The 21314-nt window shown below is 71.7% G+C and carries 23 protein-coding genes and 1 pseudogene; 6 read left to right on the top strand and 18 right to left on the bottom strand.

What is annotated here, in order from left to right; all coding sequences use genetic code 11:
- Nucleotides 1-133: 133 nt before the first annotated feature.
- The 8 genes from ACY1JF_RS10525 to ACY1JF_RS10560 form a co-directional block, all read right to left on the bottom strand.
- Nucleotides 134-1180, bottom strand: a complete 1047-nt coding sequence (locus ACY1JF_RS10525) for a hypothetical protein (protein WP_462704756.1) — start codon at nt 1178-1180, stop codon at nt 134-136.
- Nucleotides 1181-1479: 299 nt separating this feature from the next.
- Complete coding sequence (locus ACY1JF_RS10530; protein ID WP_215168685.1) at nt 1480-2055, bottom strand: SigE family RNA polymerase sigma factor; 576 nt, start codon at nt 2053-2055, stop codon at nt 1480-1482.
- Between the two features lie 491 nt (nt 2056-2546).
- On the bottom strand, nt 2547-3704 hold the full coding sequence (locus ACY1JF_RS10535; RefSeq protein WP_462704757.1) for an aspartate-semialdehyde dehydrogenase: 1158 nt from the start codon (nt 3702-3704) through the stop codon (nt 2547-2549).
- Nucleotides 3704-4981 carry an aspartate kinase gene (locus ACY1JF_RS10540; RefSeq protein ID WP_462704758.1) on the bottom strand — a complete coding sequence of 426 codons (1278 nt, stop codon included), beginning with the start codon at nt 4979-4981 and terminating at the stop codon, nt 3704-3706. Before ACY1JF_RS10540 ends, ACY1JF_RS10535 begins: the two co-directional genes overlap by 1 nt.
- A gap of 205 nt (nt 4982-5186) precedes the next feature.
- Nucleotides 5187-5765, bottom strand: a complete 579-nt coding sequence (locus ACY1JF_RS10545; protein ID WP_462704889.1) for a Uma2 family endonuclease — start codon at nt 5763-5765, stop codon at nt 5187-5189.
- A gap of 83 nt (nt 5766-5848) precedes the next feature.
- Nucleotides 5849-6967 (bottom strand): hypothetical protein, encoded by a 1119-nt coding sequence (locus tag ACY1JF_RS10550; protein ID WP_462704759.1) that lies wholly within the window; start codon nt 6965-6967, stop codon nt 5849-5851.
- Nucleotides 6968-7202: 235 nt separating this feature from the next.
- On the bottom strand, nt 7203-7385 hold the full coding sequence (locus ACY1JF_RS10555; RefSeq protein ID WP_462704760.1) for a DUF397 domain-containing protein: 183 nt from the start codon (nt 7383-7385) through the stop codon (nt 7203-7205).
- Nucleotides 7382-8176, bottom strand: a complete 795-nt coding sequence (locus ACY1JF_RS10560) for a helix-turn-helix domain-containing protein (protein WP_462704761.1) — start codon at nt 8174-8176, stop codon at nt 7382-7384. The genes ACY1JF_RS10555 and ACY1JF_RS10560 overlap by 4 nt, the downstream gene beginning before the upstream one ends.
- 82 nt (nt 8177-8258) lie before the next feature.
- Here ACY1JF_RS10560 and ACY1JF_RS10565 point away from each other — a divergent pair, with 82 nt between their 5' ends.
- Nucleotides 8259-8654, top strand: a complete 396-nt coding sequence (locus ACY1JF_RS10565) for a hypothetical protein (RefSeq protein ID WP_462704762.1) — start codon at nt 8259-8261, stop codon at nt 8652-8654.
- Between the two features lie 5 nt (nt 8655-8659).
- Here the strand turns inward: ACY1JF_RS10565 and ACY1JF_RS10570 are convergent, their stop codons facing one another.
- The 3 genes from ACY1JF_RS10570 to ACY1JF_RS10580 are packed head-to-tail and all read right to left on the bottom strand — an operon-like array spanning nt 8660 to nt 10315.
- On the bottom strand, nt 8660-9319 hold the full coding sequence (locus ACY1JF_RS10570) for a DUF5063 domain-containing protein (protein WP_462704763.1): 660 nt from the start codon (nt 9317-9319) through the stop codon (nt 8660-8662).
- A complete protein-coding gene (recR, locus tag ACY1JF_RS10575) occupies nt 9312-9911 on the bottom strand; it encodes a recombination mediator RecR (protein ID WP_462704764.1) in 600 nt (199 codons plus the stop codon). The genes ACY1JF_RS10570 and recR overlap by 8 nt, the downstream gene beginning before the upstream one ends.
- 59 nt (nt 9912-9970) lie before the next feature.
- Entirely contained in the window at nt 9971-10315 is a 345-nt protein-coding gene (locus ACY1JF_RS10580; RefSeq protein ID WP_462704765.1) for a YbaB/EbfC family nucleoid-associated protein, read from the bottom strand.
- A 291-nt stretch (nt 10316-10606) separates the two neighbouring features.
- Between ACY1JF_RS10580 and ACY1JF_RS10585 the strand changes: the two genes are divergently transcribed.
- Nucleotides 10607-11299, top strand: coding sequence for an SLATT domain-containing protein (locus ACY1JF_RS10585; protein ID WP_462704766.1), 693 nt, complete (start codon nt 10607-10609; stop codon nt 11297-11299).
- Between the two features lie 160 nt (nt 11300-11459).
- On the opposite strand, the gene ACY1JF_RS10590 is transcribed toward ACY1JF_RS10585, so the two are convergent.
- Together ACY1JF_RS10590 and ACY1JF_RS10595 are read right to left on the bottom strand one after the other, a co-directional pair.
- Entirely contained in the window at nt 11460-13001 is a 1542-nt protein-coding gene (locus ACY1JF_RS10590) for a substrate-binding domain-containing protein (protein WP_462704767.1), read from the bottom strand.
- Between the two features lie 172 nt (nt 13002-13173).
- The gene (locus ACY1JF_RS10595) at nt 13174-13587 is read right to left on the bottom strand and encodes a serine-threonine protein kinase (protein ID WP_462704768.1); all 414 of its coding nucleotides are present in this window, start codon (nt 13585-13587) and stop codon (nt 13174-13176) included.
- A 434-nt stretch (nt 13588-14021) separates the two neighbouring features.
- Between ACY1JF_RS10595 and ACY1JF_RS10600 the strand changes: the two genes are divergently transcribed.
- The 3 genes from ACY1JF_RS10600 to ACY1JF_RS10610 all read left to right on the top strand — a co-directional run bounded on the left by ACY1JF_RS10600 (nt 14022) and on the right by ACY1JF_RS10610 (nt 17043).
- Nucleotides 14022-15395, top strand: coding sequence for an aminotransferase class III-fold pyridoxal phosphate-dependent enzyme (locus ACY1JF_RS10600; RefSeq protein WP_462704769.1), 1374 nt, complete (start codon nt 14022-14024; stop codon nt 15393-15395).
- A gap of 164 nt (nt 15396-15559) precedes the next feature.
- Entirely contained in the window at nt 15560-16261 is a 702-nt protein-coding gene (locus tag ACY1JF_RS10605; protein WP_462704770.1) for a GntR family transcriptional regulator, read from the top strand.
- 131 nt (nt 16262-16392) lie between these two features.
- Complete coding sequence (locus ACY1JF_RS10610) at nt 16393-17043, top strand: hypothetical protein (RefSeq protein ID WP_462704771.1); 651 nt, start codon at nt 16393-16395, stop codon at nt 17041-17043.
- Here the strand turns inward: ACY1JF_RS10610 and ACY1JF_RS10615 are convergent.
- The 3 genes from ACY1JF_RS10615 to ACY1JF_RS10625 all read right to left on the bottom strand — a co-directional run bounded on the left by ACY1JF_RS10615 (nt 17036) and on the right by ACY1JF_RS10625 (nt 18972).
- Entirely contained in the window at nt 17036-17344 is a 309-nt protein-coding gene (locus ACY1JF_RS10615; protein ID WP_462704772.1) for a hypothetical protein, read from the bottom strand. The two genes, ACY1JF_RS10610 and ACY1JF_RS10615, sit on opposite strands and share 8 nt — an antisense overlap.
- A gap of 69 nt (nt 17345-17413) precedes the next feature.
- A complete protein-coding gene (locus tag ACY1JF_RS10620) occupies nt 17414-17599 on the bottom strand; it encodes a hypothetical protein (RefSeq protein WP_462704773.1) in 186 nt (61 codons plus the stop codon).
- Nucleotides 17600-17688: 89 nt separating this feature from the next.
- Nucleotides 17689-18972, bottom strand: a complete 1284-nt coding sequence (locus ACY1JF_RS10625) for an adenylosuccinate synthase (RefSeq protein WP_462704774.1) — start codon at nt 18970-18972, stop codon at nt 17689-17691.
- Between the two features lie 207 nt (nt 18973-19179).
- On the opposite strand from ACY1JF_RS10625, the gene ACY1JF_RS10630 reads away from it, so the two are divergent.
- The gene (locus tag ACY1JF_RS10630; RefSeq protein WP_462704775.1) at nt 19180-20139 is read left to right on the top strand and encodes a diacylglycerol kinase family protein; all 960 of its coding nucleotides are present in this window, start codon (nt 19180-19182) and stop codon (nt 20137-20139) included.
- Nucleotides 20140-20154: 15 nt separating this feature from the next.
- On the opposite strand, the pseudogene ACY1JF_RS10635 reads toward ACY1JF_RS10630, so the two are convergent.
- Nucleotides 20155-20744, bottom strand: a pseudogene (locus ACY1JF_RS10635) (Uma2 family endonuclease).
- Nucleotides 20745-20807: 63 nt separating this feature from the next.
- Nucleotides 20808-21305 carry a GbsR/MarR family transcriptional regulator gene (locus tag ACY1JF_RS10640; protein ID WP_462704776.1) on the bottom strand — a complete coding sequence of 166 codons (498 nt, stop codon included), beginning with the start codon at nt 21303-21305 and terminating at the stop codon, nt 20808-20810.
- Nucleotides 21306-21314 lie beyond the last annotated feature (9 nt).

A 21314-nucleotide genomic window follows, 5' to 3' on the forward strand; every position in this document is an offset into this window, starting at 1 on the left:
CCCCCAGGCACCGGCCTGCGGGGGCCCTCCGGGCACCGGCCTGGTACCGGCCCGCCTGCGGGGACCCTCCAGGCACCGGCCTGGTACCGGCCTGCCTGCGGGGACCCTCCAGGCACCGGCCCGCCGGAGACCTCTAGGACCCCGCCAGCACGCCCGTCCAGTACACCGTCCCGGCGCAGGCGTTGGCCACCGTGGCCGTCGCCGCGCCCGCGCCCGTCTGCGCCGTGTACGTCACGGCCACGCTGCCGTCGGCCGGGGCGTCCACCGTGATCAGCTGGGTCGCGGTGCCGGTGGTGGTGCTCGCGTTGTCGGTGGTGCCGGTGCCCGTGGTCTCGGTGGGCGACGGGTCCGGTGAGGGCTCCACGGTGCCGCCGTCCGTTCCCCCGCCGGTGGTCGGGCAGGTCTCCGAGGGCACCCAGGCGAACTTCACCTCGTACGCGGCGCCCGGCTCCAGCAGCAGCTGTCCGGCCTCCAAGGAGGGGTCGGGCAGCCCGGTCGCCGGGTCCCCGGCCGCGTGCCGCGCGGTGCCGATCGCGGCGGGGTCCGCCGCGCCCTGGGCGGTCACGCTCACCGAGCCGGGGCCGCCGACGGTACAGCCGGCCGAGGAGACGTTGCTGACCCGGAAGGAGCCGTAGACCACGCCGGTCGAGTCCGGGGCGGCGCTGGAGCCCACGGCGGCGCCCAACTGGTCCGCCGTACAGTCGGCCGTGGCGGTGCCGCTGCTGGTCGCGGGGCCGGTGCCGGTGGCCGCTCCGCCGCCGTCGGCGGCGGTCTCCTCGCCCTTCTCCTCCTCCTTCTGGCCGGGCTCCCCCTTGTCCTCGCCGCTCTCGGGGGAGCCGACGGCGGAGCTCTGCCCGCCGGCCGGGTCCTCGCCCTGGCCGGCGCCGCCCTGCGCCTGGGAGGCGTTGCCGGCCACGGACGGGTCGGCGCCCGGGCCGGCGGTGCCGGAGACGTGGATCAGGGCGGGGACGGCGGTGCCGATGAAGAGGGCGGCGGCGGCCATGCCCACGGCGGCCTGCCGCTTGCGGGCGCGTCGGGCGGGGACCGCGCGGCGCAGCTGCTCCAGGGCGCCCTCGCGGGGCTCCACTTCCCGGACGGCCTCGTGGAACAGCCGGCGCAGGGCCAGCTCGTCCGGCGCGAGCCCGCCACCGGCCACCGCCCCGGCCTCTCCTCCGGCCACCGCCCCGGCCTCTCCTCCGGCCGCCGCTCCGGTCTCTGTCCCGGCCGTCGCTCCGGCTGCCGAGGCGGCCTCTGTCCCAGCCGCCGCCCCGGCTGCCGCTCCGGTCTCTGCCCCGGCTGCCGTGCCGGCCTCCGCGCCGGCCTCCGCCTTGGTCCCCGCTCCGGCCGCTGTCCCGTCCCCGGGCGCAGGTTCCTGCCCGTTGTCGAGTTCGTGGGGGCCGTGGTTCACAGTTCCGTTCCCAGTGTGCGAGTGCTTCCGTTCTTGTCCGTCCGGTCCGTGCGACACACCGGTGCCGTCGCTCATGCCGGCTCCCCCATGGCCAGCCTGAGGGCGGCGATGCCACGCGAACCGTACGCCTTGACCGAGCCCAGCGATATGCCGAGCGTCTCGGCCACCTGCGCCTCGGTCATGTCGGCGAAGTACCGCAGGACCAGCACTTCGCGCTGGCGGCGCTGGAGGCCCTTCATCGCCTTGATCAGGGAGTCGCGCTCCAGCTGGTCGTAGGCGCCCTCCTCCGCGCTCGCCATGTCGGGCATCGGCTTCGACAGCAGCTTCAGGCCGATGATCCGGCGGCGCAGGGCCGACCGCGACAGGTTGACGACCGTCTGGCGCAGGTACGCCAGCGTCTTCTGGGGGTCACGGACCCGCTTGCGCGCCGAGTGCACGCGGATGAACGCCTCCTGTACGACGTCCTCGCAGGAGGCGGTGTCGTCGAGCAGGAGCGCGGCCAGGCCGAGCAGCGACCGGTAGTGGGTGCGGTACGTCTCGGTGAGGTGGTCGACGGTGGTGCCCGCCGCCGCGACGTCCTCGGCACCGTCTCGCTGCGCCGGCAGGGGTGCGGGCTGGGCTGCGGGCATGGGCGCGATCACCGGCATGCCACCGGCCGCGCGGGCACGCGCGAGCCGACGGGGCGGCCGGAGGGCCGTGCCGCGTGCCGCCGCTGGGGGCGTCCCCTGCTCGAAGAGCTTGGGGGACAAGTCGAGTACCTCTGCCACGCCAGTTGGACACGCGTCGCCCCATGAGGGTTGTACGCGCCGATCGCCTTGTTAGCCTCGTCCGCTCTCGCGTCCGGCTGTGCCCCCGATGGTGTCTCGTTCGCCGTCATGCGTCCCGCTGCTCCCCTGTGTCCCTACGGCACGGACGTCCCCACGCCCGCGCCTCGGCGCCCCCGCGCCCCGGATGGGGTGCCCGCAAAGACGCTCCCCGCCGTCCGCGTGGTTGCGGACGGCGGGGAGGAAATCCTCTGACGGCACCCGGTCATTGATCAATAGATCCGGACCAACGACCGGATCACATCGCTAACACAGATCCTACAAACGTTTCACGTGAAACCGATCGGTGTTTTCCCGCCCCCCACGGGTGCGTCTCACGCCGGCTCGGCGGCGACCAGCTCCGCGATCTGCGTGGTGTTCAGCGCCGCGCCCTTGCGCAGGTTGTCCCCGCACACGAAGAGTTCGAGCGCGGTGGGATCGTCCAGGGCCCGGCGCACCCGGCCGACCCAGGTCGGGTCGGTGCCGACCGCGTCGGCGGGCGTGGGGAACTCACCGGCGGCGGGGTTGTCGAAGAGGACGACACCCGGCGCGGTGGCCAGGATCTCGCGGGCCCGGGCGACGGTGACCTCACCTTCGAAGCGGGCGTGCACGGTCAGCGAATGGGTGGTGACCACGGGCACCCGTACGCACGTCACCGCCACGGGGAGCTGCGGCAGCCCGAGGATCTTGCGGGACTCGTCCCGCACCTTCATCTCCTCCGAGGACCAGCCGTCCTCCCGCGCCGACCCGACCCACGGTACGACGTTCAGCGCGACCGGTTCCGGGAACGGGCCGGTGTCGTCGCCGACGGCCCGCCGCAGGTCACCGGGGTTGGTCCCCAGCTCCGTACCGGCCACCAGGGAGAGCTGGCGGCGCAGCGTCTCGACGCCGTCCCGCCCGGCCCCGCTCACCGCCTGGTACGAGGAGACCACCAGCTCGCGCAGGCCGAACTCGGCGTGCAGCGCGCCCAGCGCCACGATCATGGACAGCGTCGTGCAGTTCGGGTTGGCGATGATGCCGCGCGGGCGCATCCGCACCGCGTGCGCGTTGACCTCGGGCACCACGAGCGGCACGTCCGGGTCCATCCGGAAGGCGCTCGAATTGTCGACCACGACCACGCCCTTGGCCGCGGCGATCGGCGCCCACCGCTCGGCGACCTCGTCGGGTACGTCGAACATGGCGACGTCGACCCCGTCGAAGGCGTCCTCGGTGAGCGCGACGACCTCGACCTCCTCGCCGCGCACGGCCAGCTTGCGGCCGGCCGAGCGCGGGGAGGCGATCAGGCGGATCTCGCCCCAGATGTCCGCGTGCTGGGACAGGATCCGGAGCATGACCGACCCCACGACCCCGGTCGCGCCGACGACGGCGAGCGTCGGCTTCCCGGATCGTGGGGACTGTTCGGCCCGTCCGGTCCACGGGGACCGTTCGGCCCGTCCGGTCCACGGGGACCGTTCGGCCCGTCCGGCCCGCGGGGACCGTTCGGTTCCGGCCATCAGCGGCCGGTGCCTCCGTAGACCACGGCCTCGTCGCTCTCGGAGTCCAGGCCGAAGGCGGTGTGCACGGCGCGCACGGCGTCGTTGACGGCGTCCTTGCGGGTGACGACCGAGATGCGGATCTCGGAGGTCGAGATCAGCTCGATGTTCACGCCCGCGTCGCTGAGCGCCTTGAAGAAGTCGGCGGTCACGCCCGGGTTGGTCTTCATCCCGGCCCCGACCAGCGAGATCTTGCCGATCTGGTCGTCGTAGCGCAGCGACTCGAAGCCGATCCCGGAGCGGTTGTTCTCCAGGGCGTCGATGGCCTTGCGGCCCTCGGTCTCCGGCAGGGTGAAGGAGATGTCCGTCAGGCCGGTGGAGGCGGCGGACACGTTCTGCACGATCATGTCGATGTTGATCTGGGCGTCGGCGATCGTGCGGAAGATCGTGGCCGCCTCGCCCGGCTTGTCGGGCACGCCGACGACCGTGATCTTGGCCTCGGAGGTGTCGTGCGCGACACCGGAGATCATGGCCTGCTCCACCTGCTTGTCCCCTTGCTTGATCGGCTCGCTGCTGACCCAGGTGCCCTGGAGCCCGCTGAAACTGGACCGGACGTGGATCGGGATGTCGTACCGGCGGGCGTACTCGACGCACCGGTGGAGCAGCACCTTCGAACCGTTGGCGGCCAGCTCCAGCATGTCCTCGAAGGAGATCCAGTCGATCTTCTTCGCCTTGCTCACCACGCGCGGGTCGGCGGTGAACACGCCGTCGACGTCGGTGTAGATCTCGCAGACGTCCGCGTCGAGCGCGGCGGCCAGCGCCACGGCCGTGGTGTCGGAGCCGCCGCGCCCCAGCGTGGTGATGTCCTTGCTGTCCTGGCTGACGCCCTGGAAGCCGGCCACGATGGCGATGTTGCCCTTGTCCACCGAGGTGCGGATGCGGCCCGGCGTGACGTCGATGATCCGGGCTTTGTTGTGGACCGAGTCGGTGATGACACCCGCCTGGCTGCCGGTGAACGACTGGGCCTCGTGACCCAGGTTTTTGATCGCCATCGCCAGCAGGGCCATGGAGATCCGCTCTCCGGCGGTCAGCAGCATGTCGAGCTCACGCCCGGCAGGCATCGGGGAAACCTGCTCGGCGAGATCGATCAGCTCGTCCGTCGTGTCGCCCATCGCGGAAACGACGGCGACCACCTGGTTGCCGTTCTTCTTCGCTTCCACGATCCGCTTGGCGACGCGCTTGATGCCCTCGGCATCGGCTACGGAGGAGCCTCCGTACTTCTGCACGACAAGGCCCACGTGCGCTCCTCGCTCAATCCGTCTCTTTCCGCACGTACATGTATGTACTGCGGTCGGCTCAGTCTAACGAGCGTCCGGTTTTGGCCCCTGCGATATCGCATGGTGAGACCTGTCGTCCGCCCGGTCGTCCAGGCAGGCTCATGCCCAACGCCGTGGCGAGCCACTCGGAACGTGCCGTGGGTCACACGTTCACAAGCGGAGCGGGTCAGTCGGCCAGCTCCTTGAGGGGGCCGGTGTCGAGGGTGATGCCGACGGGGTGCGGGATCTTGACCTCTGCTCCGAACGGCTTGTTCACCTGTTGGCGATAGCGGCCGGCTTCCGGGCACGTGAACACCGTGACCGTGCCGTCGTCCCGGTCGATCAAGAGGTACACGGGGATGCCCACGGCCGCGTAAGCGTCGGGCTTGTCGATCCGATCACACTGATGGGTGTCATCGTCGTACGACGTGACTTCCACAGCCATGAGCACCCCTTGCGCATCCGACCAGTTGCCGTGCCCCGCCGGGAAACCGAACGGCGCCAGCACACCGTCCGGGCGGGCCCGCCCCTTGCGGTAGGTCTCCACTTTCAGGCCCCGGTCTCCGTAGAGCCACAGTTCGGGACGGTGCTGCATGCACAACCTCTGCAACCAGGCGATGATCTGGTCGTGGTTGCCGTCGGTCACTGCCTTGACCCGAAACTTCCCGCTCACGAACTCCAGCCGCACGGTCTCCGGGGCATGGCGTTCCAGCTGCTCGAACTCCTCGACGGACATCTGCGGCCGGTGTCCGGTCCTGGGGGTCATGGCGTCGCCTCCTCGACACCATGGTGCCCCGACCGGCACGTCCTGCACGCTCATGAGCGCCCTCCTTCTCCGCCTTCGGCGGGCTACGGGTTCCAGCGCCTCGGCGGGAGGCCGTTCGCGATGCGGTCGCGGTTGTCGCGGTAGTGGTAGAAGACGCGGTCCTCGATGGGGGCCGCGCGGAACGTGTCGGGGACGGGGCCGCCCGTACGCCGCTCCAGCTTCTTCTTCAGGAAGTACGCGGACTTGGTGCCCACGTCGGCGATGTCCGCGAATCCCTTGATGAGGTCCTCGTCGGTCATCGGGTCGGCTGCCATCTCCTCACGGCAGTTCACGCACACGCCCCGGTCGATCCTCACCGTGCGTTCGTCCGCGTCGCAGGTGGCACAGGCCATGAGCACACGGGTCACCTTGGCGCGCGGTTCGCGCTGCTGCGGGGGCATCTTCGTCTCCAGTCGTCGGCGGGCGAATCCGCCCGGGTTGGCGACCGAGGGCGGCAGCCCGTCGGTCAGGGCTCGGGTGATGTCCTTCGGCGTCGCCCCACGGGACAGCCACGCGTCGGCGAGCGGGGCGAGGGAACGGCAGTCGTTCTCGGTGAGCGGCAGGCGTGCGTCGGCGGAGCGCAGCGCGGAGAGCACGCGGTACGCGGTGCTCTCCGGCTCGGACTCGGACTCGGGGGTGGGCTGGGGCTCGGGCGCGGACCCGGGGGCGGACTCGGGAGCCGTCGGTCCGGCCTCCGCCGGCACCGGCCGCACGATGATCTCCTCCACGCGGGCCAGGCCCGGCTGGACGCCCCGGGTCACGTCCGTGCCGTGCCGCTCCCGCGCGAACCGCGCCCACCACTCCGGGGACCTGCGCGTCCGTGACCAGTACGTCCGCGTGACCCACCGCATGGTGTTGTCCTCGACGGTGAGGTGTTCCTTGATCCAGCGCAGGTGGCCGGCCTCGGTGATGCGAGCCAGCGACGAGCGCGTGGCCTGCTGGCCGAAGCCGGGGTGTTCCGCCGCGATGACCTTGTGTCCCATCGCGTGGCCCGTGTCGAGGTGGTCGATGAAGACGGCCATCTCGCGGTCGCGGAGGCTCAGGTGTGCGAAGTCCGCGTCCGCGTGCGGGTCTTCGTCACCGGCGAGGCGCTTCCCGTAACCCGGATTGGCCATCGGGTGGGACGGGGAGGGCAGGACGGGAATAGGGTTGGCGTAAGCCACGGGCGAACTCGCGTTTCGTTCCGTCGGTCAGGCCCCGTTTGGTGTTGGCGCACCGCGGGGCCGACTCATGTGCTGGTCAGATGTCGTGAACCTAGAGCGCCGTCACACACTGGCGCAAGCTGACCACGGAACGTCACTCTTACGAGCTACGGCGCCCTCATTGACGTTCAGACATGGTGGGTTGGGTATGTCAAACCAACCCACATAACCCATGGAGGGGCTCGGAGCCCGGGGCTCAAGCTCCGGGCTGAACTGCGGCGATGAACGCCGCCCAGGCGGGGGCCGCGAAGCGGAGTTCGGGGCCGGGCCGGTTCTTGGAGTCGCGGATGTGGACGGCGGTCGAACGGGCGACCTCTACGCAGGCGCCGCCCTCGTCATCGCTGTGGCTGGACTTCGACCACTTCAGCTGATCGCTCATGGCACCATCCCCTCGATGAAGCGGGCCGATTCGTCAACGCTGAGTGCTTCGGTGCGGATCATGCTAAGCCGCTCCGACACACGGTTGACAACCCCTGGGTCGGCCGACAATTCGCTGGCGATGGGACCTTCGGAGAAGGCGAAACGCTCGTACGCCTTCGTTTCCAGGAGCACTGTGGAGCCCAGGAGCGCCGCGGGGACGGCACGCTCGAAGGTCAGCACTTGCAACGCGACGTTGCGGAGCTGCGAGAACTCCAGCAGCCGGACCAACTGCTCGGCGTCGACGAGCGGGCTGCGCAACACCGCCTCGTACAGCACGAAACTCAAAGCGACCGGCGGACTGGTCTCCGTCATGATCGCCTGACGCTCCATCCGGGCCGTGATCCGCTCCTCGATGGTCTCGTCGTCGAGCGGAGGGTTGCGCTGTTCGATCAGCGTCCGCGCGTACCGCTCGGTCTGCAACAGACCGGGAATCAGCGCGATCTCGTACCACCAGATACTGATCGCCTCCCGCTCACGCTCCATGTACTCCTGGGCCCGCGCCGGGAACTTCTCGCTGGACTTGGCCAGATACTCCTTCGCCGCGCTCAACAGCTCGCCCGCGTCGCACAGTTCGTCGGCCACGTCCAGGACGCGGGCCGTCGGCATGCGCACTCCCTGCTCCATCGCCTTGATGGTGTCCGGTGAGTAGTGGGACGCGGCGGCCAGTTGGACTCGGCTGATGTTCGCCCTCGTGCGCCAACGCTTCAGCTGGTTTCCGGTGAAGCGCCACATGACAGGCGGCTGGGACACAGCACACACCTCCTCGGTACACCACGGCGTGTAACCCTCACGTCACTACCGAGCGTAGGCGGGTGATGGGCAGGGTGTGAGCATGATGAAAGCGATTCACCCCCGGCCCGCCTGGGTCCCCCTCACCGGGCTCCGGCTCCACATGGCCGGCGTGTACTTCGACGCCGTGCGGATCGACGGCATCCGCGGGGAGCTGGTCGCCGACTGGCTGATCGACGCCACCGACGAGGACGCGGGGCCGATCGTGTGCGAGGCGAGCGGCGGGCGGTGGGTGTACTTCCTGGTGCCGCCGGGGGCGCTGGCGGGGCGGGACTGGCCGCTGGGGGTGCAGCTGCTGGGCGGGACGGGGACGGGGACCGTGACCTACGTCGGCGTTCCCGCGCTCGCGGGCAACACCTGGCCGCTGCGCTGGTACAGCGGGCCCACGGCGACCGCGCCCCACGTGTGTCCCGTCCGGCTGCGGGAGGCGCTGGGGTGACCGGCTTACTGCACCGGGCGCAGGCCCAGGGGCCCCGCGATCTCCTCCACCATGACCCGCCCGGCCTCCGCCTCCAGCGCCTCGTCGCCGAGGTCCTGGTCGGTGTCGAGGCCGTCGAGGGCGGCCAGGGGCTGGTCGAGGCGGACGTGGGCGACGACCGACTGGAGGGCGCGCAGGGTCGCCGACGCGGTGGAGCCCCAGTTGGAGAAGTAGGAGAACTGCCACCACCACAGGGCCTCCGTGGTGCGGCCGGCCCGGTAGTGGACCATGCCGTGGCGCAGGTCGGTGATGACGTCGGTGAGGTCGTCCGAGATGCGGGCCGGGACGGGGGCCTTGCGGGGCTCGTAGGGGTCAAAGACCTCGGAGTAGACGTCGATGGGCTCCAGGAGGCGGGCGAGGTTCTCGCGGAGTTCGTCCACGTCCAGCTCCGGACCCGGGTCGGGCTCGTAGCGCTCGTCCGGGACGATGTCCTCGTGGGCGCCCAGGCGACCGCCGGCCAGCAGGAGCTGGGAGACCTCGAGGAGGAGGAAGGGGACGGCGGAGGCCGGTTCGTCGCCCTTGGCGACCTCCGTGACGGCGACCAGGAAACTCTCCACCTGGTCGGCGATCTGGACCGCGAAGTCGTCCGGGTTCTGGCCGGTCGCGTGCAGCGTGGCGTCAGACATCTAGGAGTCGTCTCCCCTCGAAGGCGCGGCCGAGGGTCACCTCGTCCGCGTATTCCAGGTCGCCGCCCACCGGGAGGCCGCTGGCCAGGCGGGTGACCTTGAGGCCCATGGGCTTGATCATGCGGGCGAGGTACGTCGCCGTGGCCTCGCCTTCCAGATTCGGGTCCGTGGCCAGGATCAGCTCCGTGACCGTGCCGTCGGCCAGCCGCGCGAGGAGTTCCCGTATGCGCAGGTCGTCGGGGCCCACGCCGTCGATCGGGCTGATCGCGCCGCCGAGCACGTGGTACCGGCCGCGGAACTCACGCGTGCGCTCGATGGCCACGACGTCCTTCGGTTCCTCGACCACACAGATGACGGCGGGGTCGCGGCGGACGTCGCGGCAGATGGCGCAGTGCTCCTCCTGCGCGACGTTGCCGCAGGTCGCGCAGAAGCGGACCTTCGCCTTGACCTCCATCAGGGCGTGCGCGAGACGCCGTACGTCCGTCGGTTCCGCCTGGAGGATGTGGAAGGCGATCCGCTGCGCGCTCTTGGGACCGACGCCGGGCAGCCGCCCCAGTTCGTCGATGAGGTCCTGGACCACGCCTTCGTACAACGGACTGCCGTCCTTCCTGGGGTTCCTTCAGTACGTACGGTAAGGGGCCGGGGGCCGTCTTAGAAAGGCAGACCCGGGATGCCGGAGCCCCCGCCGAGGCCCTGGGCCAGTGGACCGAGCTTCTGCTGCTGGAGCGTCTGGGCGTTCTCGTTCGCCGCCTGGACCGCGGCGACGATCAGGTCGGCGAGGGTCTCGGTGTCCTCCGGGTCCACCGCCTCGGGGGCGATGACGAGGCCGCGCAGCTCGCCCGAGCCGGTGACGGTGGCCTTCACCAGGCCGCCGCCGGCCTGGCCGTCGACCTCCGTCCTCGCCAGTTCCTCCTGCGCCTTGGCCAGGTCCTGCTGCATCTTCTGGGCCTGCTGGAGCAGCTGCTGCATGTTGGGCTGGCCACCACCGGGGATCACGATCAGCTCCTGTCGTCGCTGCGGTTCTCGCTCTGCGGTTCTCGCTGTGCGGTTCTCGCTGTGGGCTTTTCCGTTCGGCACGAGCCTACGTGGTCCGGGCGGCCCTCGCCCCAGCACTCTTTCGAGTGAGAGGTGGTGACCCCTGTCCCTGATCAGCGGCCTCTTCCGGGCGGAAAGCGGTGATACCGGGGCTTTCGCCATCCCCGGGGGGGTAGGAAGGGTCCGGCGCGTCGGAGTCGTCACGCGGAGTGCTTGTCCGAACAGTGGCGTTTGATCAGTGGGGAGTGCCGGGTGGGTCAAGGTGAACCGGGTGACCTGACGGGACGGGCCTTTCCGCTCGGGGACTGGGAGCGGCCGGCCGAGCGCCTGGACGAGCTGTACCGGTGGGTGGAGCGGGGAGCGCTGGAGACGGCGGCGTGGTATCTCGCGGACCGGACGTGGAAGCGGCGGGGGGCACGGGCGCTGCGGGGCGGGGCGGCGACGGGGGCGGTCGCGGGGGCGGCGCTGCCGCTGCTGGACATGACGGGAGTGGTGGGCGGGGTCGCGGCCTGGGGGTATCTGGCGCTGCTGCTGGGGGTGGCGTGCGTGGCCGCGGACCGGTACTTCGGCGTGACGTCCGGCTGGATGCGGGACGTGGCCACGGCGCAGGCGGTGCAGCGGCGGCTCCAGGTGCTGCAGTTCGACTGGGCGTCGGAGAGCGTGCGGGAGGTGCTCGGTCCCGCGGAGGGGACGGCCGGGGAGGCGGCGGAGCGGTGTCTGCTGGTACTGCGGCGGTTCTCCGAGGACGTGACGGAGCTGGTGCGGGCGGAGACGGCGGACTGGATGGTGGAGTTCCGGACGGGGTCCGCGCCGCTGGGCATCCAGGCGGGCGGGGCCGCGGGAGGACGGGCCGCGGAGGGGGCGGTGGTGCCGGGGCGGTTCGGGGTGCCGCCGGCCGGCGCGCGGCCGAACATGCCCCGCCAGCGACCGCCGGAGGCGCGGTGACGCACCGCGGATGCCCGGCGGCTTGATCCGGGCGGCGGTCTGATGCGGGTGGCGGGCCAATCCGCGGGGCGGCCTGATGCGGGTGACGACTTGATGCGGGTGGTGGGTCGGTCCGGGCGGGCGGTCTGATGCGGGTGGTGGGTCGGTCCGGGCGGCGGCTCTAATCGGCGCAGAGGGTCAGGCCCTCGGAGGTGTAGCAGGGGACGTGGCCGTGGGTGCGGGTGACGTCCTGGCCGTTTCCCCTGGTCAGATAGGTCAGGAAGCTGGAGGCCAGGGAGTCGGCCGGGGGACGGCCGTAGGTGTAGGCGTACTCGATCTCGCGGTACGGGTAGTCGTTCGTGCCGTGTTCGATGGCGTCGACGGAGGGCGGGTCGCCGTCGAGGCTGAGGCGGCGTACGCCCTCGACGCGGCCGGCCAGGTTGAGTTCGCTGTAGCCGATCGCGCCGGGGAGTTCGGCGACGGTCGACAGGACCTGGTCGGTGGAGTCGAGTTCGCAGCGGACGAAGTCGGTCGACGGGTCGTCCTTGTGGACGCAGTCCAGGGAGGAGTTGGCGATCTCGCCCCGGCCCAGCACCCGGCGCTGGAGGACCTGCCTGGTGCCCGAGTCGGCGTCCCGGCTGACCAGCCGCACCTGCAGGTCCGGGCCGCCCAGCTCGCGCCAGTTGGTGACCTCGCCGCTGAACAGGCGGCGTACGCCGGCCGTGGAGAGGTTGTCGCCGGGCAGCCGCACGCTGTCGTTGACGACCAGGGCGAAGACCGAGACCGCCACCCGGTTCTCCCGCAGTTCCGGCATGCCGCTCGGTTTGGGACCGTCGGAGAGGGCCACCACCGGCGGGGAGCCGTTCTCCGCCTGCTCGCCGGCCGCCGCCAGCTCCCGTACGCCCGAGGTGGAACCGTGGGTGTCCACCACGATCTCGGTCTCGTCCTCGGCGCAGTCCCGTTCGTACTTGTCGGCCGCCTCCCGCAGGACGGGGGCGAAGGCCGTGGAGCCGATGAGGGTCAGCCGGCCGCTCTCGCAGCCGATCGGAGGGCGGGTGTCGTCCTGGGCGACGACGATCGCGGCCAGCGTGACCACGCACACGGTGAGCACGATGGTGACCAGCCGGGCGGCGCGGCCGAACAGCGGCGGGGTGTCGTCCGGGGTCGCGCTGCGGTTGGGGTGGACCTCGCCGTCCCGCAGGCCGCCGGTCAGCCGGATCTCGTTGCCGACGGCGCCGCCGGAGAGCAGGACGAGCAGCTTGAAGTGGTCGCCGCGGTTGAGGGGGACGCGGGGGACGCGCAGGGTGTTGCCCTCGTAGCCGAAGCCGCGGCCGGCGGTGAAGTGGTCCATCAGGTGACCGGTGCCGGAGGGCTGGGTGACCGAGACGCCGCGGATGGTGCGGTCGGTGAAGACCGCGGTGAGCCCGTGCGGTTCGGGGCCGGTGTAGTCGTCGCGGTCGATGCCCTGGGAGCCGTCGTTCTCGACGCGGAGCAGGACGAGGGTGGCGTCCGTCATCCCCGGGGTCTCGTCGAACAGGCCGAGGCGGCGGTTGAGGCGGCCGGAGCGGGCGTCGTCACCGATCGGGTTGTCCATCTGGACGCGGTAGCCGATCCGCTTGCGGCGCGGCACCCGCCGTTCGAACCACAGCATGACGCCCGAGGCGACGATGCCGAGGACCGCCGTGGCCACGGCGATCAGGTTTTCCGCGCTCAGCCACTGCACTCCTGGCCCCCGCCGTTGAGCGTCGTCCGATGCGATCGTCCGGTCACCGTACGGCTGTGCGAGGGGCTCCGCCCGGGCACGTCGTACGTTGTTCACGCCCGTGAGCAACAATTCGCCCGTTGTTCACCGGCCGCTCTTTTGAGCGGGGTGTGAGCAGAGGCGGCGTTGTTGCTCACTCGCGGGAGAAGGTGGGCTTCTCCCCGCCGCCGGTGAGTACGCGCTCCAGCCTGCCGTCCGGCAGCAGGATGACCTCGGAGGACGGACCCGGGGCGCGGGACGTGCCCGGCTCGCCGACCGTCGCCTCGGACGGCCCGCACCGCAGCGGCCCGTCACCGTCGGGATCGGCCGCCGGCTCGGCCTGGAACACACAGTGGTGCGAGCCGCCGTCGGCGACCACGGACAGCGTGGTGTCGCCCACCTCGCCCTGCTGGATGGTCAGCCGCCGCAGGTGGAGGCCCGTGGCGTTGCCGATGACCGTGGTCCAGGCGCCCAGGTACTCCGCCGGGACCGCCCCGTCCCGCGCCACCGGGGAGGTCGGCCGTTCGGCGTCGGCCGACGGCCCGCCGGCGTCGGACGCGCCGGGCACGGCACCGTCCCCGGCCGCCCCCCCCGAGGGGACTCGCCCGGTACGGAACCGCCCGGCACGGCGCCGGCGCCGCCGGTTCCCGGCGCACCGGCTCCACCGCGACCGTACGGCCCCGGCCCGACCGGGCCGCGTGGACCCGGCCCATGCCCCCGCGCCGAGCCGTGCCAGCAGCCGGTAGGCGCAGATGCGCCGCGGGTCCCCCTCCGCGAGCCCCTCCACCGTCGCGCCGCCTTCCCCCGGACCCCCGTACATGAGCAACAAGCCGGGGACAGCGCGGAGTCGGCGGCCGAGTCGGCCGCACGGTGCCGACGGGTGCGTGACGGACGGTACGGACCCGGAGACGGAAGGTCGTCGGCACCCTGTCGCACAACGGCCCGGCGGGCAGACACGACGCCGATACCGTCACCGGCCCCCGGCCGCCTAGCCTCGGCCGCATGACCCCTCAGAACCACCGGTCCGGCCGGCCCGACCCCCGCACCGGCGCCGCCGTCAAGGCGGCCGACCGCGCGCACGTCTTCCACTCCTGGTCCGCGCAGGAACTCATCGACCCGCTCGCCGTCGCCGGCGCGGAGGGTCCGTACTTCTGGGACTACGACGGCAAGCGCTACCTGGACTTCACCAGCGGCCTCGTCTTCACCAACATCGGCTACCAGCACCCGAAGGTCGTCGCCGCGATCCAGGAGCAGGCGGCGCGGATGACGACGTTCGCGCCCGCCTTCGCCGTCGAGGCCCGTTCGGAGGCGGCGCGGCTGATCGCCGAGCGGACCCCCGGCGACCTCGACAAGATCTTCTTCACCAACGGCGGCGCGGACGCCGTCGAGCACGCGCTGCGGATGGCGCGGCTGCACACGGGCCGGCCCAAGGTGCTCTCCGCGTACCGCTCCTACCACGGCGGCACCCAGCAGGCGGTCAACGTCACCGGCGACCCCCGGCGGTGGGCGTCCGACAGCGGCACGGCGGGGGTCGTGCACTTCTGGGCGCCGTTCCCGTACCGCTCGCGCTTCTACGCCGAGACCGAGGAGCAGGAGTGCGCGCGGGCACTGGAGCACCTGGAGACGACGATCGCCTTCGAGGGGCCCGGCACCGTCGCCGCGGTCGTCCTGGAGACGATCCCGGGGACGGCGGGGATCATGGTGCCGCCCGCCGGTTACCTGGCCGGAGTCCGCGAGATATGCGACAAGTACGGGATCGTGTTCGTGCTGGACGAGGTGATGGCCGGGTTCGGGCGGACCGGGACGTGGTTCGCGGCCGACCTGTTCGGCGTCGTACCGGACCTGATGACCTTCGCCAAGGGCGTGAACAGCGGGTACGTGCCGCTCGGCGGCGTGGCGATCTCCCCCGCGATCGCCGAGACCTTCGCCGAGCGGCCCTACCCGGGCGGCCTGACCTACTCCGGGCACCCGCTGGCCTGCGCCGCCGCCGTCGCCACGATCGGCGTGATGGCCGAGGAGGGCGTCGTCGAGCACGCCGCCCGGCTCGGCGCCGAGGTCGTCGGGCCGGCCCTGCGGGAGCTGGCCGCCCGGCACCCGAGCGTGGGCGACGTGCGCGGCACCGGCATGTTCTGGGCGCTGGAGCTGGTGAGGGACAAGGAGACGCGCGAGCCGCTGGTGCCGTACAACGCGACCGGGCAGGCGGCCACCCCGATGGCCGCGTTCGCCGCCGCCGCGAAGGCGCACGGGCTGTGGCCCTTCGTGAACATGAACCGCACCCATGTGGTGCCGCCCTGCAACGTGGGCGAGGCGGAGCTGAAGGAGGGTCTGGCGGCACTGGACGCGGCGCTGTCGGTCGCGGACACGTACACCGCGTGAGGCGCCCGTGAACGCGTAAGGTGGCGTGCTCGTACACATATACGCGAACACGTGTGCGTGAATACTGCACGCTGCACGCTGGGCGCGCATGCTGCACGCGCGCGCACGCTGCGCGTGCACGTGGTACGCGCACGCCACCCGACGCGATGAGGAGACGTCCGACCATGCCCGGCCCCAGCGGCAACGGTGCCGTGACGCGCAGCACCCTGCGGCAGCAGATCGCCGACGCGCTCCGCGACGAGGTGCTGGCCGGACGGCTCCAGCCGGGGCAGGAGTTCACCGTCAAGGAGATAGCCGAGCAGTACGGGGTCTCCGCGACGCCCGTGCGCGAGGCGCTGGTCGACCTGTCCGCGCAGGGACTGCTGGAGGCCGACCAGCACCGCGGCTTCCGGGTCCACGAGTACTCGGTCGACGACTTCCGCGGCATGGTCGAGGCCCGGCGCCTGGTCAGCGACGGGATGTTCCAGACCTGCGCCGCCGGCCGCCGGGACGCGGCGCCCGGCGAGGAGCAGCGGCTGACCGCCGCCCTGGCGGGGGTACGGCGCCGCGGCGAGGAGGCCCAGCGCGCCGCCACCGCCGGGGACCTCACCGTGCTCGTCGGCTACGACCTGCGGTTCTGGCGGGAACTGGCGGCCCTGTACGGCAACCCGTACCTCGCCGACTTCCTGCACCGGCTGCGCGTGCAGAGCTGGGTGTGCACGGTGCAGCACCTGCGCCGGCTCAGCGATCTGCGGGGCACCCTGTGGTCCGGTCACACGGAGCTGGTCGACGCGCTGGTCCGCCGGGACGCCGAGGCCGCGCGCTCGCTCGTCACGGCGTACAACACGCACGCGCTCACGCTGGTGGAGCGGCTCGCCGCCGGATGACCACGGTGTCGCGGGGTGGGGGGCGCGCACCTGGGTAGGTGAGGAGCACGAGGCCCCCCGCCCGGGGAGCCGCCCTCCGGCCGCACCGACTACCCTGCCCTGCACCACCGTGCTGTGTGAGGAGCCCTCTTTTGGCCTGTGACCTGTGGCTGGTACCGCTCGTCGACGTGTTGTGCCACACCCCGGACAATCCCTTCGCCGAGGAACTCGCGCAGTACGACAAGGTGCTGGCCGAGGCCGGGCTGCCGCCGGTGCCGGTGTTCGCGTACATGCCGGGACTGACCGGGGAGGTCGCCCCGGTGGCCGGTTTCGACTACGACGCCCTGCACTTCCTGCGCCGCGCCCACCTGCTGCGGCTCTGCGGACTGCCGGTGACGCCGGTGGACGAACTCGGTGGCGACTACGAGCAGTTGCTGGAGATGTTCGAGGCCACGGCCCGGGAGTCGCACCTGGTCTGGCACTACGACCACGCCGGCGCCTACGTCCCCGTCGACTTCCCCCACCCCCTCGCCAACGACGAACTGCTGGCCGGCGGCGGCCCGCTCGGTTCCTCGCACGCCCTGCTGCGGGAACTGGAGTCCGTCGCACCGGCCCTCGGCATCGACCCGGCCAATCCCCCGGCGGCCCCGCTGCCGCCCGCCGGGCCGACCGGGCTGGAGGAGCCGGCGACACCGGCCCCGTACGATCCCAGCCCGTTCGCGCGGGAGCGGCACGTGTGGCTGGGGCTGCACGCGGCGGCCACCCGGAGCCTGGCCCAGGGGTCGATGATCGTCTTCAGCTGACGCCGGAGTCCCGGCCGAGCTGGGCCAGCCCCTTCCGCAGGTCCTCCCCGTTCATGACCGGACACACCTCGACCTCGGCGTTGAACTGGGTGAAGAACGGTTCACCGGTGGCGGGCAGGTCGGAGCTGTCCGCCATGTCGAAGACCAGCAGGGCGGTCCGCCGGCCGCCCAGGGGACCGAAGTAGGCCGCCTCGGGCCGGAGGCGGTCGAGGGCGTCCTCGATCAGTTCGGGCATCTTGCCGCTGCGGATGGCCTCGTTCGCCTTCTCCGTGTCCAGCGTCGCCTTGAGCATCACGCGCATCGCACTCACCTTCTTCTGTCGTCGACACGCGGCCCTTCCTCAAGGCTATGCCCGGCACCGCCATGCCCGTCATCCGATCAGCGAGATGCCCGGCGGCCACAGCACCCCGGCCGCCAGCAGCAGTGACGGGCCCAGGTGCACGGGGCACACCCGCAGCGGCGGGAGGCCGTGCCGGGCGACCTCGAAACGGGCCAGGTCCGCGCAGTCGCCGGGGTCGCCCTCGGCGCCGTGGGGACCCTGACAGGCGGGGGTCATGCTCCTATACGACACCGCGACCGCGTCCGGCGCCCCTCGAAGGGGGCCGAACAGCGGTCGCGGTGACGGTACGGGGCGGAGCCGGGGGCCTACAGGAACGAGTTGACCTGGATCGTCTCGTCCCGGCCCGGACCCACGCCGATCGCGGAGACCGGGGCGCCGGACATCTCCTCCAGCGCCTTGACGTAGTTCTGCGCGTTCTTCGGCAGGTCGTCGAAGGACTTGGCCTTGGTGATGTCCTCGGACCAGCCGGGCAGCGTCTCGTAGACCGGCTTGGCGTGGTGGAAGTCGGACTGCGAGTAGGGCAGCTCCTCGACCCGCCTGCCGTCGATCTCGTACGCCACGCAGACCGGGATCCGCTCCCAGCCGGTGAGGACGTCGAGCTTGGTGAGGAAGAAGTCGGTCAGGCCGTTGACCCGGGTCGCGTAGCGGGCGATCACCGCGTCGAACCAGCCGCAGCGCCGGTCACGCCCGGTCGTCACGCCCCGCTCGCCGCCGATGCGGCGCAGCGCCTCGCCGTCCTCGTCGAACAGCTCGGTCGGGAACGGGCCGGCGCCGACGCGGGTGGTGTACGCCTTGAGGATGCCGATGACCCGGCTGATCTTCGTCGGGCCCACGCCGGCGCCGGTGCAGGCACCGCCGGCGGTCGGGTTGGAGGAGGTGACGAAGGGGTACGTGCCGTGGTCGATGTCGAGCAGGGTGCCCTGGCCGCCCTCGAAGAGGACCACCTTGTCGTCCTCCAGCGCCTGGTTGAGGACCAGGACGGTGTCGGCGACGTACGGGCGGAGCTTGTCCGCGTAGCCCAGCAGCTCCTCGACGACCTGGTCGGCGGTGATCGCGCGCCGGTTGTAGAGCTTGGTGAGCACCTGGTTCTTGACCTCGAGCGCGGCCTCGACCTTCTGGGTGAGGATCGACTCGTCGTAGAGGTCCTGGACGCGGATGCCGACGCGGTTGATCTTGTCGGCGTAGGTCGGGCCGATGCCGCGGCCGGTGGTGCCGATCTTGCGCTTGCCGAGGAAGCGCTCGGTCACCTTGTCGACGGTGACGTTGTACGGCGTGATGATGTGAGCGTTGCCGCTGATCAGGAGCTTGGACGTGTCGACGCCACGCTCGTTCAGACCGCTCAGCTCGGAGAGCAGGACCGACGGGTCGACGACGACGCCGTTGCCGATGACCGGCGTGCAGCCGGGGGAGAGGATCCCGGAAGGGAGCAGGTGGAGGGCGTACTTCTGATCACCCACGACTACCGTGTGGCCGGCGTTGTTGCCGCCCTGGTAGCGCACCACATAGTCGACGGATCCACCGAGCAGGTCCGTCGCCTTTCCCTTGCCTTCGTCACCCCACTGAGCACCGAGCAGCACAAGTGCGGGCACGCGCGTACACCCCTTCCGGGCGGGGCATGTCCAAGGTCGGGGGCGTACGTGCCACGGCTCGTGCCTCGTAGACACGGCTCATGGCTCGTACACCGGCGGCCTTCGTCGGCCGCGACCCGTCGGACCGGATGCCCCGGAATAGACGAAGCCCCTGGCGCAATCGCGCAAGGGGCTCTTGCACAAAGATGCTACCCGAGGAAGCGAGGCATGGCCGAGGTGGCGACTTCCGCGCGAGCGTCCGCGACGCCCGATCAGCTCCTGGTGGTCATCGATCCGGTTGCCCGGCAGACCGACGGCGAGTCCGTCCGGATCGCGAAAGACGTGCTCAGAGCGGGTTCGGCGCATACGAAGGTGTGTCTGCCGGACGATTGGGAGGAGTTCGCCCGGGTGCTGGGACGGCGGGGGTCGCGGCGGCCGGTGGTGATCGGCGACGACCGGACGCTGCTGCGCACGGTGGCCCTGCTGCACCGGGGCCGCGAGCTGGCCGGATGCGCGCTGTCGCTGGTGCCGGTCGGCCCGGAGCTGGAGCTGTCCCGTTCGCTCGGGGTGCCGTCGGGGGCGGTGGCGGCGGCGCGGACGGTGCTGGACGGGGTGGAACGGCGGCTGGACCTGCTGGTCGACGACAGCGACGGGGTGGTGCTGGGGGCGGTGGGCATCCCGCCGCTGCCGCCGCGCCCGGCGGGCACGTCGCGTCCGGCCCGCCCGACGCGCCCGCCGGTGGCGCCGCCCCAGGACGCCTGGGCGGCGGACGGCCGGACGGCGGACGGCCGTCCGGCCGACGGGGCGGCGGCGCGGCTGCCCTGGCTGCGGACCTGCCAGTCCTTCGTACGAACGCTGGCCCATCCGCGTCCGGCGCGGGCCGCGTCGGTGCCGGGGAGCGGTCCGGCGCGGCTGCGGGTGGAGGTCGACGGGGTGACGCTGGTGGACCTGGACCAGCCGGTGGAGGGGGTGTCGCTGACGCCGGGCGCCCCGGGGACGGCCGAGGTGGAGGTGCGGCCGGTGTCGGTCGGCGCGGCGGCGTCCCCGCTGACGGCGCGGGGGCGGACGGTGACCGTGTCGGGGGCGCACTTCCGGTACCGGGCGGACGCGGTGGAGTCGGGGCCGGTGGGGACGCGGACGTGGACGGTACGGGAGGGGGCCTGGGGGCTGACGCTGCCGGCGCGGTGAGGGAGGCGAGGCAGGTCAGGGAGCCGTGAAGCCGGCCGTGTCCAGCAGGCAGTCGAACGGGGCGGGGAGGGGGAGTTTCTCGCCGAACGGCCGGGTGATGCGCGAGTCGTACCCCTTGGCGGACGGCGTCCACAGGACCGTGGCCTGCTCCTCCTGCATGTCGAGGACCAGGTAGATGGGGACACCGGCCCGACCGTAGACCGCTGCCTTGTGACCAGGTCGTCGTCCCGGGTACTGGGGGAGGTCAGCTCGGCGACGAAGGACAGGGACTCACCGTCCAGGTGGTTGTCACCAGTCCGGCTGGCTCTCCGAGGCGTCACGTGGATGTCGGGTCCGTACGCCCGTTCCGCGTGCGGAAACACGAACAGGAACGGGCCGTAGCTGATCCGATGCGCCTCGGGGAGATGAGGCCTCAGCTGCTCACAGACCAGCTCCATGACGTCGAGGTAATACGCCTTGGACCACGGCGACACGACGATGTTCCCCCTGATGATCTCGGCCCTGAAGCCGTCGGGTACATCCAGGTCGTCGAGGGCAACCAGCAGTTCCCCGAAGCTCTGGGACTCGGTACCGCTCATCGTCGGTCGCTCCGCCATGACAGTCATGATGCGCCCTCCCCTTGACGCGAACCAGTCGCGACTCGGCGTATCCGGACGGTCACAGCCCCGTCACCCGAACCGTTCCTCCCGGTGCGCCCGCCACCGCTCCATCATCGCCGCGATCTCCCCGTCGACGAACTCGAAGAAGGCCAGCGTCTCCGCCAGCCGCCGCCCCGCCGGGGTGTCGGCGCCGAGGCCGGCGACGCCCTCCCCGAGGGCGGCCTGCCACCGCTTGATGACGGCCTCGCGGTTGGTGAGCGCCTCGTACCACTGGTCGCCGCGCACCCGGTACCGCTCCCGCCGTGAGCCGGGCTCGCGCTCGCGCGACACCATGTGCTGCTGGGCGAGGTAGCGCACGCCACCGGAGACGGCGGCCGGACTGACCTTGAGCTGCTCGCCGAGTTCCGCCGAGGTCAGCATGCCCGTGTCGGAGGCCAGCAGCGCGGCGAAGATCCGGGCCGGCATCCGCTGCATGCCGGCCTCGACGAGCTGCGCGGCGAAGCCCTCCACGAACCGTGACACGGCCTCGGGGTCGCGGCCCTCTCCTCCCGGGGATTCTTCCGTCATCTCTCGATC

The sequence above is a fragment of the Streptomyces sp. SYSU D01066-1 genome (genome assembly GCF_054956795.1).

What these genes read in the sequence shown, in the direction of transcription:
- ACY1JF_RS10530 (WP_215168685.1), bottom strand. Translation starts at nt 2,055, where the DNA reads ATGCCGGTGATCGCGCCCATGCCCGCAGCCCAGCCCGCACCCCTGCCG.
- ACY1JF_RS10535 (WP_462704757.1), bottom strand. Translation starts at nt 3,704, where the DNA reads ATGGCCGGAACCGAACGGTCCCCGCGGGCCGGACGGGCCGAACGGTCC.
- ACY1JF_RS10545 (WP_462704889.1), bottom strand. Translation starts at nt 5,765, where the DNA reads ATGACCCCCAGGACCGGACACCGGCCGCAGATGTCCGTCGAGGAGTTC.
- ACY1JF_RS10555 (WP_462704760.1), bottom strand. Translation starts at nt 7,385, where the DNA reads ATGAGCGATCAGCTGAAGTGGTCGAAGTCCAGCCACAGCGATGACGAG.
- ACY1JF_RS10565 (WP_462704762.1), top strand. Translation starts at nt 8,259, where the DNA reads ATGATGAAAGCGATTCACCCCCGGCCCGCCTGGGTCCCCCTCACCGGG.
- ACY1JF_RS10570 (WP_462704763.1), bottom strand. Translation starts at nt 9,319, where the DNA reads ATGTCTGACGCCACGCTGCACGCGACCGGCCAGAACCCGGACGACTTC.
- ACY1JF_RS10600 (WP_462704769.1), top strand. Translation starts at nt 14,022, where the DNA reads ATGACCCCTCAGAACCACCGGTCCGGCCGGCCCGACCCCCGCACCGGC.
- ACY1JF_RS10605 (WP_462704770.1), top strand. Translation starts at nt 15,560, where the DNA reads ATGCCCGGCCCCAGCGGCAACGGTGCCGTGACGCGCAGCACCCTGCGG.
- ACY1JF_RS10615 (WP_462704772.1), bottom strand. Translation starts at nt 17,344, where the DNA reads ATGCGCGTGATGCTCAAGGCGACGCTGGACACGGAGAAGGCGAACGAG.
- ACY1JF_RS10620 (WP_462704773.1), bottom strand. Translation starts at nt 17,599, where the DNA reads ATGACCCCCGCCTGTCAGGGTCCCCACGGCGCCGAGGGCGACCCCGGC.
- ACY1JF_RS10630 (WP_462704775.1), top strand. Translation starts at nt 19,180, where the DNA reads ATGGCCGAGGTGGCGACTTCCGCGCGAGCGTCCGCGACGCCCGATCAG.
- ACY1JF_RS10640 (WP_462704776.1), bottom strand. Translation starts at nt 21,305, where the DNA reads ATGACGGAAGAATCCCCGGGAGGAGAGGGCCGCGACCCCGAGGCCGTG.